The organism is Rothia nasimurium, assembly GCF_928382285.1.
Taxonomy (GTDB): Bacteria; Actinomycetota; Actinomycetes; order Actinomycetales; family Micrococcaceae; genus Rothia; species Rothia nasimurium_E.
This window is the reverse complement of the sequence record NZ_CAKMSS010000004.1, coordinates 23,897-41,235: the sequence shown is the minus strand read 5'-3', so window position 1 is coordinate 41,235 and position 17,339 is coordinate 23,897. Positions and strand designations below refer to the sequence as shown.

Sequence of the window (17,339 nt, the reverse complement as noted above, 5' to 3'; positions counted from 1 at the left end):
GGCTTGACCTTATATCGCAACCTCTTCTAGAGTTGTTTAGTCAAAGTGTGCTAGGACTATGCCTATATCTAAGGCCTGATATCCGCCCCTTACGCGGCGGAGCTAACACACGAGCAAGAAGCGTCAACCTGTTCGAAGAACTGTTGAAAGGTTGGCCCCCGTACCAACCATTTTTGGAGTAACCAAATGAGCAAGCGGACTTTCCAGCCGAATAACCGCCGCCGCGCCAAGAAGCACGGCTTCCGTCTTCGCATGCGCACCCGTGCAGGCCGCGCCATCCTCGCGAACCGTCGTTCAAAGGGCCGCGCAAGCCTCTCAGCATAAGGCTTCACATCTCCTCGCCTCGGCCTAGCCCCTTGTGCAGGCCAGCGTGACCACGCAGCCCGCCGAGAGACAACCGAAAAGACAAAGGAGACTACGTGCTGGCACAACAGCACCGGATGCGAGCTTCGGCTCAATTCTCAGCAACTACACGTTCCGGCGCCCGCTCAGGGCGTCGGAACTTAGTTCTATATACAGCCAAAACAGGCGAAGAACCAACCATCATCGGTTTCATCGTCTCCAAGGCCGTCGGTAACGCCGTTACCCGCAATAAAACCAAGCGGCGCCTCCGTGAGATCATCGCCCCCTTCGTCGCCGAAAACCCCACCGGCTACCAGGTGGTCGTACGAGCCCTGCCGCCGGCAGCGTCCGCCCCCTACACCGACCTCGAAACAGACCTGACCAGCGCGCTGGCCACCACCCTCAAAAAAATCGGTGCCACCGCCCGAGAGGAGCTCTAAGCCATGAGCGCCTCCCATCAGCACCCCAGCGGGGCTCACACGGACGAAGACGTCCTACTCGATAAGGCCCCCCACGAGTTCGTCGTGCCCACCACCATCGTTCAGGCAGCTATCACCCTGCCCCAGAACGTCCTCATCGCTTTCATCAAGGTCTACCGCGCCATCGTCTCGCCGCTCTACGGCAACGTCTGCCGGTACTATCCGAGCTGCTCAGCCTACGGGCTCGAAGCGCTCACCACCCACGGCGCCATACGCGGCCTCTCGCTGACCGTCCGCCGCCTACTGCGCTGCCACCCCTGGGCCACCGGAGGCCTCGACCCGGTTCCACCCGGGCGGCGCACCTTCGCCCCCGGCACCGAACCCAAAATAATACTTCTAAACCACCCGCACCAGCACCTGAACCACTAACAGGTACTGGCTGCAGTCCACCACAACCGGCTCACATACCCGAGCCAGGGAGAGAACTATGTTCGACATCATTCTCTGGCCCTTCAAATGGATCGTTTCGGCGATTCTCTGGGCATTCCACGAACTCTTCACCGCCATCGGCATGGACCCCGCGTCCGGCGTCACCTGGGTGCTGGCCATCATCGGCCTGACCCTGGTCATGCGAACCCTCACCATCCCGCTCTTCATGAAGCAAATCAAGGCCATGCGCGGTATGCAGGAGCTGCAGCCTGAACTGGCCAAGCTCCAGGCCAAGTACAAGGGCAAGACCGACCAGCTCTCCCGCCAGGCCATGGCGCAGGAGCAGATGGAACTTTACCGCAAGACCGGCTCCAACCCCCTGGCCTCCTGCATGCCCATCCTGGTGCAGATGCCCATCTTCTTCGGCCTCTTCCAGGTGCTCAACGGTGTACCCAGCGCAGCTGCCAACAATGAGAGCATCCTGATGCTCTCCAACGACAAGGTCGAGCAGTTCAACGACGCCTACATCTTCGGCGCCCCCCTCTTCTCCACTATGATGCGCCCCGGCGACGGCAACCACGCCGCCACCATCATCATCGCCGCCATCATGGTTGTGCTCATGAGCGCCACCCAGTTCTACATCACCAAGCAGCTCTCTGTGAAGAACATGTCGGACGCCGCCAAGCAGTCCCCCATGTACCGCCAGCAGCAGATCATGCTCTACGTGCTGCCCCTGGTCTTCGCTATCTCGGGTATCAACTTCCCCCTGGGTGTGCTCGTCTACTGGACCGTCTCCAACTTCTGGTCACTGGGCCAGCAGTACTGGGTCATCAAGAACAACCCCACCCCCGGCTCTCAGGCCGAGCGTGAGCTCAACGAGCGCCGCGCCGCTAAGGGTCTGCCCCCCGTTGGTAAGACCAAGGAAGAGCACGAAGCTGAGCTTGAAGCCCAGCGTGAGCGTGCCAACCGCGGCCAGCGTCAGCAGCCCATGAGCAAGAAGCGCCAAAAGCAGCAGAACAAGAAGAAATAGCGGCAGCTACAGGAGGAACCCATGACTGAAGCCTACGAAGAAACCGCCGCAGACAGCGTCCTTGAAGACGCCGCAGAGCAGGGCTTTGAGGACGAAGGCGACATCGCCGCCGACTACCTCGAAGAACTTCTCGACATCGCAGACATTGACGGCGACATCGACATCGAGGTGCGCAACGGCCGCACCTACCTCTCGGTTGTGACCGAGGACGGCAACAACACCGAGCTCACCGCCCTCGTGGGCGAGGACGGCGAAGTGCTGGACGCCCTGCAGGAGCTCGTGCGCCTCTCGGTGCTCGCTGCCACCGGCCAGCGCACCCGCCTGATTCTGGACATCGCTGAGCACCGTGCCGGCCGCCAGAAGGCCCTCGTTGACATGGCAGAGACCGCCATTGCCCGCGTCAAAGAAACCGGCGACGAGGTACACCTGGAGCCCCTGGGCTCCTACGAGCGTAAGCTCGTGCACGACATCGTGGCAGCCCACGGCCTCTACTCAGAGTCAGAAGGCGCTGGCCCCGACCGTCACATCGTCATCATGCCGGCGGAGGACTAAACCATGAGCGAAGCAACCACCGACCTTCCCGAACTGGCTGGCCCTACCCTGGTAGCTGCCGACCAGATCTTCGGTGACCGCCTGCCTTTGGCAGAGCGCTACGTGGAGCACCTGGCTACCAGCGGCATCGAACGCGGCCTCATCGGCCCCCGCGAGGTTCCCCGCCTCTGGGAGCGCCACGTGCTCAACTGCGCCGTGGTTGAGGAGTTCATCGAGGACGGCGCCCGCGTCGCCGACGTGGGCTCAGGAGCGGGCCTTCCCGGCCTCTGCCTGGCCATTGCCCGCCCCGACCTCAAACTGACCCTCATCGAGCCCCTGGAGCGCCGCGTCATCTGGCTAACCGAGGTTGTGGACGACCTCGGGCTGGATAACGTCGAAATCCTGCGCTCCCGCGCCGAGCAGGCCGTGGGGCAGGTCGAGGCTGACTACGTGACCGCCCGCGCTGTTTCTGCCCTGGTAGGCCTGCTGGACATCACCCTGCCGATTCTGCGCGGCACCGGCCAGCTACTGGCTCTCAAGGGTCGTAGCGCGGCTGACGAAATCACCAAGGCCAAAAAGAAGCTCAACAAGTACGGAGCTCGCGAGACCGAAATTCTGGTCGCTGGCGAGACCCTGCTCGAAGAGCCCACCACCGTGGTGCGAGTAAGCCTCTAGGCTTTAGACCAGGACGGCACAGCCCGGCTTCCCTGTACAGGGAAGCCGGGCTTTTTATGTGGAATCTATCGGGGGTCTCTTCTGAAAATAAACTCGTAGTCTTGAGTGGAGCCGACCGTGAAGTAGTAGTCACCAACACGCGCAAAGCCGTAGCGCTGGTAGAGGCGCTGGGCGCCGTAGTTTTCAGACCAGACCCCCAGCCAGAGAGAACGGTGGGGGTACTCGACCTCTAGCCACTCCAGGGCTGTCTCTAACAGTCTGGTACCCAGCCCTGAGCCCTGCTGATCCGCTAAGACGTAGAGGCGTTTGAGTTCACCGTCCTGGTCGCTGCAATCAGGGTGGGGGAGGCCAGCAGGGCCTGCCATGACGTAGCCCAGTGGGGTGCCGGCGTCCGTATCTTCTGCCAGCCAGATGGCGATGCTGGGGTCTGCGAGATAGGCGAGGTAGTTTTCGGTGGTGTAGGTGGTGGAGAGGTAGTGCTCGAGGTCTTCGGGCGGGTAGTAGTTGAAGGTCTGCGCATAGGTGGTGGCAGACAGGGCAGCTAGGGTCTGGGCGTCGTGGGGGAGGGCTCTGCGAATGGTGGTCATGGTCAGTGATTATAGGGGTGCGCAAAGTGTTTCACGTGAAACATGGGTTTTTATCTGTAAAACAACATAATAGTGGTGTTTATTTTTCGATGTTTCGAGAGGTGGGGGAGAGCGGGTAACCTTAGATAAGCGAGACCACCACACCTACCGAGGGAGCATAGCCGGTGTCTACCATCTCCAATATCCCCGATTTTGGGCTGCCACCTGAACCCCAGGACGCCCTGGCCAAACCTGACCGAGGCTCACATGTTTCACGTGAAACACGTGAAAAGTTGGAGCGCACTGACGCTGTGGCTGCTCAGAATAACCCCATCACCCAGCAGGCTCGCTCGGCCAAGCAGCAGTTCGAAGAGCTGGCCAGTGAAACCCTCAGTCGCCCCCGAGAGACCCGCATCTTCACCATCTCTAACCAGAAGGGCGGGGTGGGTAAAACATCAACCGCAGTGAACCTTGCCGCGGCGCTCGCCCTCAAGGGCATGAATGTGCTGGTCATAGATAACGACCCCCAGGGTAATGCCTCGACCGCGCTGGGCATAGAACACGGGGTGGAGGTTCCCTCTACCTACGATGTGCTGATTGACGACAAGCCCCTGGCAGATATTGTGCAGCCCTGCCCCGATATCGAAAACCTCTGGTGCGCTCCAGCCAATATCGATCTTGCAGGAGCCGAGATTGAACTGGTTTCTATGGTGGCTCGAGAGACCCGTTTGAAGAGCGCTGTCTCTGATTATGCTGCCGCGCGAGAAGTTGCCGGACTGCCGCGTCTTGACTATATCTTTATCGACTGCCCTCCCTCGCTAGGGCTGCTCACCATCAATGCCTTCTGCGCCGCCCGGGAGGTGCTCATTCCCATTCAGTGTGAGTACTACGCCCTGGAAGGTCTGAGCCAGCTGCTCAAAAATATCGGCATGATTCAAAAGCACCTCAACTCTGATCTGCACATCAGCACTATCTTGCTTACCATGTACGACGGCCGCACCAACCTCTCATCTCAGGTGGCTGACGAAGTGCGTGAACATTTCCCTGAGCAGGTGCTTGAAACCGCTATTCCCCGCTCTGTGCGCATCTCTGAAGCTCCCAGCTACCAGCAAACCGTGATGAGCTATGACCCTGCATCACCCGGTGCTGTGGCCTACCTGAAGGCTGCTATGGAGATGGCAAAAAGAGTGTAAACACCTTCTTTGCGATGTTTTAGTAAATATCTAAAGAAAGGCAAGGTAGGGTCGCAGCGAGCGTGAGCCTGCGTAGCCTTTCGAACAAGCTCAGTAAGAATGACGGCGCCTTGTGTTTGAACAGGGCGCCGTTGGTCTATGCGGGGGAGCTGACTCCACTAGACTTGGGTGAGGAAAACTTTTGAGTACGGAGGTCAACGTGGCAGAGAAGAAACGCGGTCTAGGTCGTGGCTTGGGAGCTCTCATTCCAGAGAGCGCTAAGCCCCCGGTGGAGCAGAAAAGCACCGAGTCGGTAGAGAGCGAACAGCTAGATCTGGGGCTGGGTGTAGAGGCTCCTGCCCCCGCCCAGAAGAGCGTTTCACGTGAAACATCAAAGAAGAAGCGGGCAGACATGGGAGCTGCCCTGCGCACCGCAAGCGGTTCCCGGCGTCCTGTCGATTTCTTCTTTGGTGACGAGACTGCCGCTGCAGGCGATGGTCTGGTACCTGTGCCCGGTGCCGATTTCGCTACCCTCAACGTCACCGATATTCACCCTAACCGTAAGCAGCCCCGTACCGACTTTGACGAGCACGATATGCAGGAGCTGGTGCATTCCATCAAGGAAATCGGCGTACTGCAGCCGATTGTTGTGCGCCCCAGCCGGGAAGGTGGTGCTGAAAAGTACGAGCTTATTATGGGTGAGCGTCGCTGGCGCGCTACCCAGCGTGCGGGCCTGACCACTATTCCGGCGATTATTCGTGAGACCCAGGACGAAGACCTGCTACGGGATGCCCTGCTGGAGAACCTGCACCGGTCGCAGCTTAACCCCATTGAAGAAGCTGCCGCCTACCAGCAGCTCTTGGAAGAGTTTGGAACCACCCAGGAGCAGTTGGCCCAGCGTATCGGTCGTTCTCGCCCGCAGATTTCAAATACTATCCGCCTGCTGAAGCTGCCTGCCCTGGTGCAGCGCCGGGTTGCTGCCGGTACCATTTCTTCGGGGCATGCCCGTGCCCTGCTGGGGCTGAAAAAGGCCGCTGATATTGAGACTCTAGCCCAGAAAATCGTCAATGAGGGTTTATCTGTGCGTGCAGTTGAAGAGCTCGTAGCTGCAGGATCTTCGGCTGAGCCCGAGCGCACCAAGAAGGGTGCCAAGGTCCAAGATCACTCTGAGCGACTGGATTATCTGGCAGATGCTCTAGCAGACAAGCTGGATACCAACGTCAAAATAAATCTGGGAGCTCGTAAGGGCAAGATGACCATTGAGTTCGCTTCGGTGGATGACCTCAACCGAATTCTTGACATCATTGATCCCAAGCTCAAGAAAAAATAGGGGAGCGGTCAGCCTGAGCTGGCTGGCCTGCCCGTGATACCTGGGAGCGGCACCTGCGTGAAACGTAGGTGCCGCTCCTTTATGTTTCACGTGAAACATGGCGTATGTGGGTGACCTTGAATGGAAATCTAGGTTTTTTTGGGCTTGTGGAGAGGTGAAAAAGCGCTGTACGGCCGTCTGAGGGCCTTAAAGAGGGTGCAACTTACTTGGATGCCGGTTAAGTCGCGTTAGGTACTGAGGGCGGCTTCTAGAGCCTCAGTTTTTTGCAGTAGGGACCAAAATTCTCCCGATTTCCTTGATGTGTACGCATACAAGCGGGGCCAATCTGGTCCCTTCTCGTGGGGGCTCTGACTTCTCCAATTCGCAGTAAATATTGTGTGTGTGGTGAGGGGGTTGTTCTATACTGGGAATATCACAAGGAGGTGATGATGATGAATTTTTTCTATGAACTTATTTCCTGGTTTGGTGTTTTTATTATTTACGGTTTGATGTTCCTTGTCTTTGTCGTCATTGTGCGCCGTGTAGTTATTAAGGAAAAGCCTAAAGCGGGAAATTCTAAAAATAAATTTGCCGCTAGTAAGGGTGATATATCATCCGGTGGTAAATCTGTGGTGGGTGATGGTTTAGCTCAGCCCATGGAATTATATGGTTCTTCTTTTGCTCCCGGGCGGTCGGCCAGATTTGAAGCGCCCCAGAAAAGCGGCAGGGAGAGCTCGTCAATTCATGACCCTGGCAAGGACCCTCTAGAATCTTAAAAGCACCTCTCTAGGGTTGAATTATTGTAAATTCTGAGATTTATCGCTGTTTCACGTGAAACATAACTCAATTTTCAAGCTGCCCTTTGCTGAATATATATCGTGTGTGAAGGTTGATAATATGTCTAAAAAATTATTTTTTATAGCCCTCTCCCTGTGGGTATTTGTTGCCTTTATTGAAGTATTTGTTTTTTCTCGTATGTTTACTTCGTGTCCAACAAATCTAGATTCAATCTATGGAGATGCCGGAGTTTCTCTTATTCCGCTGGGATATACCTGCACTTGGGATTCTTTTCCTCAGGGGGTGGTGGTGAAAAGTTACCCGCCTCTATCGACCCTGTTGACACCGTTGGTGCTTTTATTATGGGGGTTTAGTCTTCTTGATAAGAAAAAGAAATGAGTTCCTTATAAAACGAATGAAGTGATATCTCAAAATATCTGTTGCGTGCATGCACCATCTGTTGCACGTATGCAACAGATATTTTAGGTGGGACATGCGGATATACCTGAACTCATCCGTGAAGTAGCCAAACAGTCTACCCCACCCTGCCAGAAAACCTGCCTCAAACTCGTCCTGAAGTAGCCCAATGGTTAGCTCGCTATGAGCGGTGGGGAATTACCCCAGAAGCTCCCCTCCGCGCCGCATACATTGGGGTAATGACGAGGAGTAAATCTTTGCCTACTTTTGCTCCGCAATGCGACTTCAGTTCTATTTTGATGGAAACAGCGGTCAAGCTGCTGAGTTTCACGTGAAACATCCCGGCCCTCTTCTGGTGTCTCTGGCAGCCTTCTCTGGCTACAAACAAGCCCCTCAACAGGAAGCTGAGGGGCTTGTCAGGGGTGTCTAGGGAAGCAGCAAAGCCTACTTGAGGAACTCCGCAAACTCCTGCTCCAGGGCAGCCTTGGGCTTAGCGCCGACGGTCTGCTTGGCAACCTCGCCGTCCTTGAAGACGTAGATGGCGGGGATAGAAGTGATGCCGTACTTCATTGCGGTGGCGGGGTTGTTCTCAACATCGAGCTTGAGCACCTTGACCTTATCGCCGTACTCTTCACCGAGCTGGTCGATGATGGGGCCGACCATGCGGCAGGGGCCGCACCATTCAGCCCAGAAATCGACGATGACGGGCTTGTCTGACTTCAGAACCTCGTCAGCAAAAGTAGCGTCAGTAACCTGCTGTGCCATGATAAATAACCTTTCGTAGAGGGGCTAGGGGAGGCTTAGAGGGCCTCAAGATAGTGCTGGGCATCCAGGGCCGCAACGCAGCCTGAACCGGCTGCGGTAATGGCCTGGCGGTAGGTGGGGTCGATGACGTCGCCCGCGGCAAAGACACCGGGAATAGAGGTGCGTGAAGAGCGGCCCTCTACGGCGATGGTGCCGGCCTCGGTCAGCTCAAGCTGGCCCTGCACTAGGGAGGTACGGGGGTCTGAGCCGATAGCAACGAAGACCCCCTCAACATCCAGGGTGGTTTCTTCGCCGGTCTTCACATTCGACAGGGTTAGGCCAGAGACCTTCTCATTGCCGTCAATGGTCTTGACAACCGAATCCCAGATAACCTCAATCTTCTCGTGAGCCAGGGCGCGCTGGGCCATGATTTCTGAGGCGCGGAAGGAATCGCGGCGGTGGACCAGGTAGACCTTAGACGCAAAAGCGGTCAGGAACAGGGCTTCTTCGAGGGCGGAGTCGCCGCCGCCGATAACAGCCAGTGCCTTCTCCTTGAAGAAGAAACCGTCACAGGTAGCGCACCAGGAGACGCCGTGGCCGGAGAGACGGGATTCGCCGTCCACACCCAGCTTGCGGTACTCAGAACCGGTGGAAATAATGACGGTCTTCGCCAGGTGAACTGACCCATCGGTCAGAATAACCTTCTTAACGTCACCCTCGAGCTCAACCTCGGCGACATCCTCATAACGAATATCTGCGCCGAAACGCTCTGCCTGGGCGCCGATGTTGGTCATCAGCTCGGGGCCCTGAATACCGTTGATAAAGCCGGGGAAGTTCTCAACCTCGGTGGTGGTCATCAGGTCGCCACCGGGGGAGATCGATGAGGCAAAGAGGACGGGCTTGAGGTTGGCGCGGGCGGTGTAAATGGCGGCAGTGTAGCCGGAGGGGCCTGAGCCAACAATGATGACGTTGTGAACGGTCTGGTCGTCGTTCTGGGCAGTGGTGTCGGGGGCGGTAGTGGTGGCTGAGCCTGCCAGGTTGAGGCCGGCAGCGGCGCCGCCGAAGAGGCCGCCGAGTGCGTTGTCGGTCATTGTTCTCCTTGGGGTTGGTTTGGTGCGCTATGGGTATGGAACGGCGGGTGGGTGGGGTTTATTCCCAACCCACCCGCCGGCGGTAGATGTGCTGTTACTTGACGGAAATTTCTGCCAGTCGCAGGCCGTAGACGTAGCCCGATACGATGGGCTGGCTTAGCTGCGGTGCGCTGGTGAACTGGACGATGATGTATTCGGTCTTGCCGTCCTGGGCGTCCTTGTTGAGCTGGACGGTGGTGTCGCCGGTAGCTGCGAAGCTACCGGATCCGATTTCGGTGGCTCCGTCAATTGAGGCTGAGTCGTTGGCGTAGACGGTGAAAGCGCCGCCTACACCTGATACCTGGTTGATGGTGATGCTGTTGACGGTGGTTGCTTCGTCGAGCTTGGCGGAGAGGTAGAAAGAATCGACGAGCCCACCGAAATTAGCAGAACCGAAACCGAGAGAGACCCAGGTTGTAGAGGCATTACCATCGGTTAGATTGCTCAGGAGAGAGTCATTTTCTGCCATGAGGGTGGGAGAGGCGGGAACTGTGCGGGTGAAGGTTCCCTCAATTTTTGGGGTGGGCAGGGCAGTTTTGCTGGGGGTTGCTGAGGCGGACGCGCTCGCTGAGGCGCTTGCCGAGGCGCTGGCTGATGCGGTGGCTACGGCGGTGCCATTGGCTTCCAGAACGTCCTTAGAAGCGTCGGAGTCCACCATACCGCCGAGGCTGGCAAAGACAGCGCCGGCGCCGATAACGAGCAGCAAGGCAGCTGCAATACCGACAACCCACATCCCACCGTTGCGTTCGGTCGGCTCGTCGCCTTCATAGTAGCCTTCTTCTTCGGCGTCGTATTCTTCGAACTCGTCGGCGGGTTCTTCCTCTACGGTGGAGAGGGTGCGGGTAGCGGAGATGGAGGTCGCACCCGCTGCTGCTGCGGCACCTGCTGCCGGCCCGGCGTCCTGGCCCTGGTCAGTGGGCTTTTCTTTAGCCACCACATAGGTATTGGGGGCGGTCATGGAACCGGTATCACCAAAGATTTCCTCACCGAATTCTTCAGCGGAGTTGCTGCCGCCCTCGGTTAGGAGTACATCGAGTAGAGTATCGGGGCGGGAGTGGGAGGTTACCAGGTAGGTGCGCTCGCTGTGGTTGCCCAGGTCGAGCACCTGCACCGCGGAACGGGACAGAGAACTGGAATTGCGGGCATTCGTGACCAACAGACGGGTATGTTCGGGGGCTGCTAGAACGATAGAGACCTTGCGGTTAAGTACCGTATCAAGGCCCTCAAGCACGGTGTCGCCGCTAGCTGTATCGAGCAGGTGAGCGGTGACTTTGTAGCGATCTCCCAGCAGGGTGTTGAGGGGAATCTGCTGTGTCAAGTGGGGCCTCCCGTTGCGAATGGGTGAGTGATTGGTTAGATTACTGAGTTTACCCTCTGTGGCGGGCAGTGTGGCGGCGCATACCGAGTTTCGCCATAATCGGGTTCACGAGGGTATCAATCTCTCGTACGCGGAAAAGCATAAGCATGGCGTAGTAGGCAATGGCCATGATAGTGCCACCTGCTACAACGGTGATGAATGCGCTACCGCGAGAGGCCCACGCGAATCCGTCGAAGGTGTAGCCACCTAGCAGGTAGAGGGCAGCGGCCCCGGCTAGACCTGCGCCGATGGAAGCGAAAGAGACCCGGGCGTGGGTTGAGACGAGTTCTCGTATTCCATAGTCGCCCAGACGGCGGGTGAGCACACGGTGGCTTAGATAGACCGCGAGGATATTTTGCAGGGGGTAGGTGAGGGCCAGACCGTAGATGATGTACTGGGGGGCCAGGCGAGATGAGATGAACCCTAAGATACAGATGAAGATAGCTGTGATGAGCTGAATATAGAAGGGGGTTTTAACATCTTCTTGGGAGTAGAAGACACGGCCCATCATGAAGGCAACGGTGAGCAGGGGTCCGCCGAGAGCCATAGCGATGATCGTTTGTCCGATGACCGCACCTGCTTGCTGGGAGCCGCCACCGAAGATCATGCCGATAGGTCCGGCGAAGACGATGAGGGCTACAGCGCAGAAGATGGTGGCGATAGATGCGGTGCGCAGACCGGACGAGAGCGCGGCGGCTACCGAGCTGTGGTCGTCGTCCTGCGAGGCGGCTGACATGCGGTTGAAGAGTACTGTGGCGATGGAGAGGCCAATGACGCCGTGGGGCAGGGAGTAGAGCATAGATGAGTAGTTCAGGGCCTGCACACCGGGAATTTGCACGCCCATGGCGAGGAAGCCCTCACGGGCACCAACGACACCTGCGGCGACCTTGGTGAGGTACATGAAGGCTAGGTTAGAAACCACGCCGGTAGCTAGCGTCCAGCCAGCTAGATTGGCCGCGGTACCCAGGCCGGTACCGCGCCAGCCAAACTTGGGGCGCAGCTTTAGGCCCACCTTGCGCAGGGGGATAAAGAGAATCAGGGCCTGTAGTGCCACGCCCAGCGTTGCTGAACCGGCAAGTACCAGGGTCTGGGCGGACGTCCAGCTCTCCAGGTTGTGGAAGGGCGGGTTGGTGGTGACGTCCTGGGGGCCAAAGGCCATGATGAAAACGACCAGGGCAGCGATAGCCACCACGTTGTTAAGGACGGGTGCCCACATGTACCAGCCGAAGGCCCCTCGGGCGTTCAGCACCTGGCCCAGCACCGTGTAGAGGCCGTAGAAGAAAATCTGGGGCAGGCACCAGAGCGCGAAAATCCAGCCGAAGTGCTGCTGCTCGGGCGTCCACTTACTGCCCATGACCGCAATGATGGGCCACGAGAAGAGCAGAACCACGGCGGTCACCGCGGCGATACCGCTGACCGCCAGCGTCACCAGGCGTGAGACGTAGTCAGAGCCGCCGTCATCGTGCTTAGCTGCCTTGATAATCTGCGGCACCAGCACGGCATTAAAAATACCGCCAGCCACCAGCACATAAATCAGATTGGGCAGGGTGTTAGCGGTTTCAAAAATATCGCCCACGGTGGTTGTAGCACCGAGAGCAACAGTAATCAGGAAGGTTTTAACGAAGCCGAGAACCCTCGAAACGAGCGTACCAGCGGCCATAATTGCGCTGGATAAAGCACCGGAACGTGCCACGGGAATCCTTATCTACTCAGTCAGCTAGGAGAGCTGGTGAATGATGTACTCACGGGCAATCTCAGCGATGCGCCGCTCATTGGGGAAGGAGAGTTTACGCCCCAAATCATCGATGTTGACCCAGGCGACATCAACCGCCTCATGGTCGGGGTCGTTCTCGGTGGTTAGTTCGCCACCGGTTGCAGAGAACAAGAAATGGTGAACCGTCTTGTGCACGCGGTGCCCTGATACATTGAACCAGTAGTCGATGGATCCCAGCGAAGTAATCACATCGCCAGAAATACCGGTTTCTTCTTCAATTTCACGGGCAGCCGCTGCCGCCTTGGACTCGTCCCCCTCGGGGTGGCCCTTGGGCAGGCACCATTCCAGACGCCCGCCGCGGTTGATGCGGGCGATGATAGCAACGGGCAGGTTGCGGTCGTCAAAGTTGACGATGACGCCGCCTGCAGAGACCTCCTCAACCGTGGGCATGGCAGCAACGGGCGTGAAAGCCCGCTTCTTTGGTGCCCGGGGAATAGGAAAAGTCATGTCTCTACCTTAACCGATAGAGAGGGGTGATGTTTTAAAAGTTGAGGGTGTAAGTGGTAACTTGTGCGGTTTGCTGGCACGATTGAAGGGTTATGGCGCATGTTTTTGATACCTCCCTCATTCACCCGGTAGCACTTGAGGCGGGCGAGTTGTTTGCCCGCGCTGGCTTCGAGCTGGCCCTGGTGGGCGGGCCCGTCCGTGACCTGTTTTTGGGGGAAACTTCGGTAGATTTGGACTTCACTACCAATGCCACTCCCGATGAAACCCTGGCTGTGGTGGACGGCTGGGCTGACGCTACCTGGGAGATCGGCAAGGAGTACGGAACCATCGGCATCCGCAAGGGCAACGAGATGGTTGAAATCACCACCTACCGTGCTGAAAAGTACGACCCTGATTCCCGCAAGCCGGTTGTTGCCTTCGGTACAGACTTGAAGGAAGACCTCTTCCGCCGCGACTTCACCATCAACTCTATGGCCCTGCGCCTGCCCTCCCTTGAACTGGTTGACCCCTTTGGGGGTCAGGAGGACCTGCAGAAGGGCATTATTCGCACCCCCGGTACCCCGCAGGCGTCCTTTTCTGACGACCCGCTGCGCATGATGCGCGCCGCCCGCTTCGCCTCCCGCCTGGATATTGACCTGGCCCCCGAGGTTTTTGAGGCCATGGTTGATATGGCCGACCGTATTCAGATTATTTCGGCTGAGCGCGTGCGAGATGAGCTGGTCAAGCTCATCTGCGGTACCGCCCCCCGCCGCGGTGTTGACCTGCTCGTGGAGTCGGGGCTGGCGTCCTTTGTTCTGCCCGAAATCCCGGCGCTCAAGCTGGAGGTCGACGAGCACCACCGCCACAAGGACGTCTACCAGCACTCTCTGACCGTCATGGAACAGGCTGCCGCCCTCGAAACCGGTGCGGACGGCGCTGTGCCCGGCCCCGACTTCATCCTGCGCTTTGCCGCCCTCATGCACGATATTGGCAAGCCCGCCACCCGCAAGTTTGAGAGCAACGGGGCTGTGAGCTTCCTGCACCACGACGTGGTGGGGGCTAAGCTCACCAAGAAGCGCATGCGCGAGCTGCGCTTTGATAACGACACCATCAAGGCTGTTGCCCGCCTGGTAGAGCTCCACATGCGCTTCTACGGTTACGGGGACGCCGGCTGGTCGGACTCTGCGGTGCGCCGCTACGTGCGCGACGCAGGGGACCTGCTGGAGCGCCTGCATCGGCTGACCCGTGCGGACGTCACCACCCGCAACAAGCGCAAGGCCAACCGCATCGCGTCCGCCTACGACGACCTGGAGCGTCGCATCGCAGAGCTGGCCGAGCAGGAGGAGCTGGACGCCATTCGCCCCGATTTGGACGGTGAAGAAATCATGGCGATTCTGGGTATCAAGCCTGGCCCGCAGGTGGGGCAGGCCTACAAGTTCCTGCTCAACCTGCGCTTGGACGAAGGTGCCCTGGGCAAGGAAGAAGCAACGGCCCGCCTGCTGGAGTGGAGTAAAAAGTAAGGCCAGAAACTTGGAGATAAGTATATAACCTTATATATGAATATATAAGGTTATATGCTTATTTTATGTTTGTTCTGACTGTTGACCAGGTGGGCTCATCCGGTGATAAGGATCGAATCCCCGACCTCTTTACCCTTGTCGATGGGCTAGAGGGTAGCGGCGCCCCAGTCCGTCCATTCCAGCGCACCGCAGGCGACGAAGCCCAAGCGGTGTTCGACGACCCAGCTGCTGCGCTTGTAACCGCTCTTGCTCTGGTGCGTACCGGTCACTGGTACGTGGGTATAGGGGAGGGCCCGGTAAACGTCCCGCTACCTGCAGAAACTCGGGCAGGGGCCGGGCCCGCTTTTGAGTACGCCCGTAGGGCGGTTGAGCGGGCTAAAAAAGCAAAAGGACGCTGCTGCTTCGCTGGGTCTGTAGCGTCAGCTCAGCTGGTTGATAGAGCCCTGAGCCTGCTCGCCCGTCTTGAAATAGACCGGCAAGAAACCCGCCAGCAGGCAGGAGAAATGGCTCGTCAGGGGTTATCTCAGAAGCAGATAGCTGAAAAACTTGGGATAAGTCAGTCTGCCGTGAGCCAGCGGCTCAGTGAGGGCTACTGGTCTGAAACACGAGCCCTGATAGACGAACTGGTAGAGATCCTGCGGTAGTCCATATATCTGCTTCATTCCTAAGGTGTATGAAGAACTCATCCCGTAGACTGATGTTTTCTTCAGTCTGACCCCCTAGTGTTAAAAGTGAAACAGTCACACATACCAAGGGGAGACCCATGCTCGAGGTCAAAAACCTCACCAAAAAATACGGCCCTAAAACCGCCGTCAACAACATCAGTTTTACCGTGCCCAACGGCAAAGTCACCGGCTTCCTCGGCCCCAACGGGGCAGGCAAGTCCACCACCATGCGAATGCTCGTGGGACTCGAAAACCCCACCTCAGGCAAGGCCCTCGTCGACGGCCAACCCTACCGCTCCCTCAAAAGCCCCCTGACCTCCGTCGGTGCCCTGCTCGACGCCAAGGCCATGCACCCCGGACGCTCCGGAGTAGCCCACCTGCGCTCCCTGGCCCTCACCCACGGAATCCCCAAGAAACGCGTCGATGAGGTCATCGAGATGATCGGCCTGGCCGCCGTCTCCAAGAAAAAAGTCAAGGGCTTCTCCCTCGGCATGGGCCAGCGCATGGGTATCGCCGCCGCCCTGCTCGGCGACCCCCAAAACATCATCCTGGACGAACCCGTCAACGGCCTCGACCCCGAAGGCGTCATCTGGGTCCGCAACCTGGCCCGCCACCTGGCCTCAGAGGGCCGCGCCGTCCTCATCTCCTCCCACCTCATGAGCGAAATGGCCCAAACCGCCGACGACCTCATCGTCATCGGACGCGGCCGGGTCCTGGCTAACTGCTCCATGGAAGAGTTCCTCGCCATCGGCGACTCCAATAAGGTCCTGGTCCGCACCGACGCCCGCGACGCCTTCGCAGCGACCCTCACCGGGGCAGGCTACAGCTTCACCCCCGTCGACACCGACGGCCTCATGGTTGAGCAGGCTGACGCCCGCGCCCTGGCCCAGCTGGCTACCCGCACTGACGTCCTGCTCCACGAGCTGACCCCCCAAAAGTCCACCCTTGAACAGGTCTACATGAACATGACCCGCGACGAGGTCGAATACCACTCAGCCGAGTTCACCCCCTCCACCGGCCAGGACGGCGCCGCCCCGGCGCTCGCAGGCCCTGCAAGTGGCCCTGCAGCCCCCTGGACCCAGACTTCAACCGACGCTAAGGAGAACTAATCATGACTGCTACCCTTTCTGCTCCTGCGTCAGCCTCCCAGTTCGCTGGGCGTAAGCTCTCCTTCTTGGGGGTTATGCGGTCTGAGGCCCTGAAGTTCCGTACCCTGACCACTAACTGGGTGATGACCCTGGTGTTGGCTGTGGTGATGGTGGGTATGGCCCCCCTCTATTCCCAGGTGTTGAACTCTATGATGGACAGCCCGGAGCTCATGGCCCAGGCTGAGCAGGGTATGGCGTCCACTAATGCTGGTATTGAAAGTATTACCAATATGGCATATACCCTGGGTGTTTCGGGTATTGATATGGCAAATATGCTGATTGCTTCAATTGCTGCGGTCTTCATTGGGTCTGAATATGCCACACGGTCTATTCATACCTCTATGACCGTTGTGCCTCGTCGCAGCACCCTCTACCTGGCAAAAATCCTGGTCATTTCCCTCTATGCTTTCGTCATCGGTTTTGCCCTGGCTGCGATTGCTTTCTGGGTTGGCTACCCGGTGCTGGATGAGTCTATCCGTGAGGCGCTGGAGATGAACTCTGGCCTGCTGATGAACTGGGTCGCCGCAGGTATTTACTTCATGTTTATGTCCTGGATGGGCTTTGGCTTTGGTGCCCTCTTCCGCAATAACGCCGGCGGTATTGTGCTGGTGGTTTTCCTGCTTCTGATTCTGCCCATTATTGCCAGTATTTTTATGGGTCAGTTTGAGTGGGTGGCGGACGCCTTCAACTACCTGCCGTCGGGCCTGGGCCGGGTTATTTTGACCTATAACCTGAGTGAAGATGCCGACTTAGGCTACCTGGAAGGTGGCGCCTGGTTTGCCCTGTGGGCGGCTGTGCCTGCCCTGCTGGGTTACCTGCGGTTTACTCTTACCGATACCCGCGGCTAAAACTAGCTAGTTCTTGACTGGCATGGGTGGTGACTTCTTCTCAAGGGGAAAGAAGTCACC

20 protein-coding genes are annotated in these 17,339 nt (G+C 58.0%); 14 read left to right on the top strand and 6 right to left on the bottom strand.

Annotation, left to right across the window (positions count from 1 at the left end):
• Positions 1-186: 186 nt before the first annotated feature.
• The 6 genes from rpmH (at position 187) to rsmG (ending at position 3,426) form a co-directional block, all read left to right on the top strand.
• Positions 187-324 (top strand): 50S ribosomal protein L34, encoded by a 138-nt coding sequence (rpmH, locus tag L6758_RS05890; RefSeq protein WP_083091541.1) that lies wholly within the window; start codon positions 187-189, stop codon positions 322-324.
• 95 nt (positions 325-419) lie between these two features.
• On the top strand, positions 420-782 hold the full coding sequence (gene rnpA / locus L6758_RS05885; RefSeq protein ID WP_237205119.1) for a ribonuclease P protein component: 363 nt from the start codon (positions 420-422) through the stop codon (positions 780-782).
• Positions 783-785: 3 nt separating this feature from the next.
• Positions 786-1,190 (top strand): membrane protein insertion efficiency factor YidD, encoded by a 405-nt coding sequence (gene yidD / locus L6758_RS05880; RefSeq protein ID WP_237205118.1) that lies wholly within the window; start codon positions 786-788, stop codon positions 1,188-1,190.
• Between the two features lie 58 nt (positions 1,191-1,248).
• Positions 1,249-2,220, top strand: a complete 972-nt coding sequence (gene yidC, locus L6758_RS05875) for a membrane protein insertase YidC (RefSeq protein WP_237205117.1) — start codon at positions 1,249-1,251, stop codon at positions 2,218-2,220.
• A gap of 21 nt (positions 2,221-2,241) precedes the next feature.
• Complete coding sequence (locus tag L6758_RS05870; RefSeq protein WP_237205116.1) at positions 2,242-2,772, top strand: Jag family protein; 531 nt, start codon at positions 2,242-2,244, stop codon at positions 2,770-2,772.
• Positions 2,773-2,775: 3 nt separating this feature from the next.
• Positions 2,776-3,426 carry a 16S rRNA (guanine(527)-N(7))-methyltransferase RsmG gene (gene rsmG / locus L6758_RS05865; RefSeq protein ID WP_237205115.1) on the top strand — a complete coding sequence of 217 codons (651 nt, stop codon included), beginning with the start codon at positions 2,776-2,778 and terminating at the stop codon, positions 3,424-3,426.
• A gap of 65 nt (positions 3,427-3,491) precedes the next feature.
• Here rsmG and L6758_RS05860 read toward each other — a convergent pair whose 3' ends face one another.
• The gene (locus L6758_RS05860) at positions 3,492-4,013 is read right to left on the bottom strand and encodes a GNAT family N-acetyltransferase (protein ID WP_237205114.1); all 522 of its coding nucleotides are present in this window, start codon (positions 4,011-4,013) and stop codon (positions 3,492-3,494) included.
• A gap of 353 nt (positions 4,014-4,366) precedes the next feature.
• Between L6758_RS05860 and L6758_RS05855 the strand changes: the two genes are divergently transcribed.
• From L6758_RS05855 to L6758_RS05840, 4 genes are all read left to right on the top strand, one after another.
• Entirely contained in the window at positions 4,367-5,185 is an 819-nt protein-coding gene (locus L6758_RS05855; RefSeq protein ID WP_237187072.1) for a ParA family protein, read from the top strand.
• A gap of 199 nt (positions 5,186-5,384) precedes the next feature.
• A complete protein-coding gene (locus tag L6758_RS05850) occupies positions 5,385-6,494 on the top strand; it encodes a ParB/RepB/Spo0J family partition protein (protein WP_237205113.1) in 1,110 nt (369 codons plus the stop codon).
• 425 nt (positions 6,495-6,919) lie between these two features.
• Positions 6,920-7,249, top strand: a complete 330-nt coding sequence (locus L6758_RS05845) for a hypothetical protein (RefSeq protein ID WP_237218612.1) — start codon at positions 6,920-6,922, stop codon at positions 7,247-7,249.
• A gap of 106 nt (positions 7,250-7,355) precedes the next feature.
• The gene (locus tag L6758_RS05840; RefSeq protein WP_237205111.1) at positions 7,356-7,649 is read left to right on the top strand and encodes a hypothetical protein; all 294 of its coding nucleotides are present in this window, start codon (positions 7,356-7,358) and stop codon (positions 7,647-7,649) included.
• A gap of 462 nt (positions 7,650-8,111) precedes the next feature.
• On the opposite strand, the gene trxA is transcribed toward L6758_RS05840, so the two are convergent.
• The 5 genes from trxA to L6758_RS05815 all read right to left on the bottom strand — a co-directional run bounded on the left by trxA (position 8,112) and on the right by L6758_RS05815 (position 13,119).
• Positions 8,112-8,432: a thioredoxin gene (gene trxA, locus L6758_RS05835; protein ID WP_185173759.1), complete on the bottom strand. Its 321-nt coding sequence runs from the start codon at positions 8,430-8,432 to the stop codon at positions 8,112-8,114.
• 35 nt (positions 8,433-8,467) lie between these two features.
• Positions 8,468-9,502: a thioredoxin-disulfide reductase gene (gene trxB, locus L6758_RS05830; protein ID WP_237205110.1), complete on the bottom strand. Its 1,035-nt coding sequence runs from the start codon at positions 9,500-9,502 to the stop codon at positions 8,468-8,470.
• 94 nt (positions 9,503-9,596) lie between these two features.
• Positions 9,597-10,859 (bottom strand): serine/threonine protein kinase, encoded by a 1,263-nt coding sequence (locus L6758_RS05825; protein ID WP_237199872.1) that lies wholly within the window; start codon positions 10,857-10,859, stop codon positions 9,597-9,599.
• Positions 10,860-10,908: 49 nt separating this feature from the next.
• The gene (murJ, locus tag L6758_RS05820) at positions 10,909-12,591 is read right to left on the bottom strand and encodes a murein biosynthesis integral membrane protein MurJ (protein WP_237205109.1); all 1,683 of its coding nucleotides are present in this window, start codon (positions 12,589-12,591) and stop codon (positions 10,909-10,911) included.
• 24 nt (positions 12,592-12,615) lie between these two features.
• Positions 12,616-13,119 carry an NUDIX domain-containing protein gene (locus tag L6758_RS05815; RefSeq protein WP_237205108.1) on the bottom strand — a complete coding sequence of 168 codons (504 nt, stop codon included), beginning with the start codon at positions 13,117-13,119 and terminating at the stop codon, positions 12,616-12,618.
• A gap of 92 nt (positions 13,120-13,211) precedes the next feature.
• Between L6758_RS05815 and L6758_RS05810 the strand changes: the two genes are divergently transcribed.
• The 4 genes from L6758_RS05810 (at position 13,212) to L6758_RS05795 (ending at position 17,279) form a co-directional block, all read left to right on the top strand.
• Positions 13,212-14,618, top strand: coding sequence for a CCA tRNA nucleotidyltransferase (locus L6758_RS05810; protein ID WP_237199870.1), 1,407 nt, complete (start codon positions 13,212-13,214; stop codon positions 14,616-14,618).
• A gap of 65 nt (positions 14,619-14,683) precedes the next feature.
• Positions 14,684-15,262: a helix-turn-helix domain-containing protein gene (locus tag L6758_RS05805; RefSeq protein ID WP_237197709.1), complete on the top strand. Its 579-nt coding sequence runs from the start codon at positions 14,684-14,686 to the stop codon at positions 15,260-15,262.
• Between the two features lie 119 nt (positions 15,263-15,381).
• Complete coding sequence (locus L6758_RS05800; protein ID WP_237205107.1) at positions 15,382-16,392, top strand: ABC transporter ATP-binding protein; 1,011 nt, start codon at positions 15,382-15,384, stop codon at positions 16,390-16,392.
• 2 nt (positions 16,393-16,394) lie between these two features.
• Complete coding sequence (locus L6758_RS05795) at positions 16,395-17,279, top strand: hypothetical protein (protein ID WP_237205106.1); 885 nt, start codon at positions 16,395-16,397, stop codon at positions 17,277-17,279.
• The last annotated feature ends 60 nt before the right edge of the window (positions 17,280-17,339 follow it).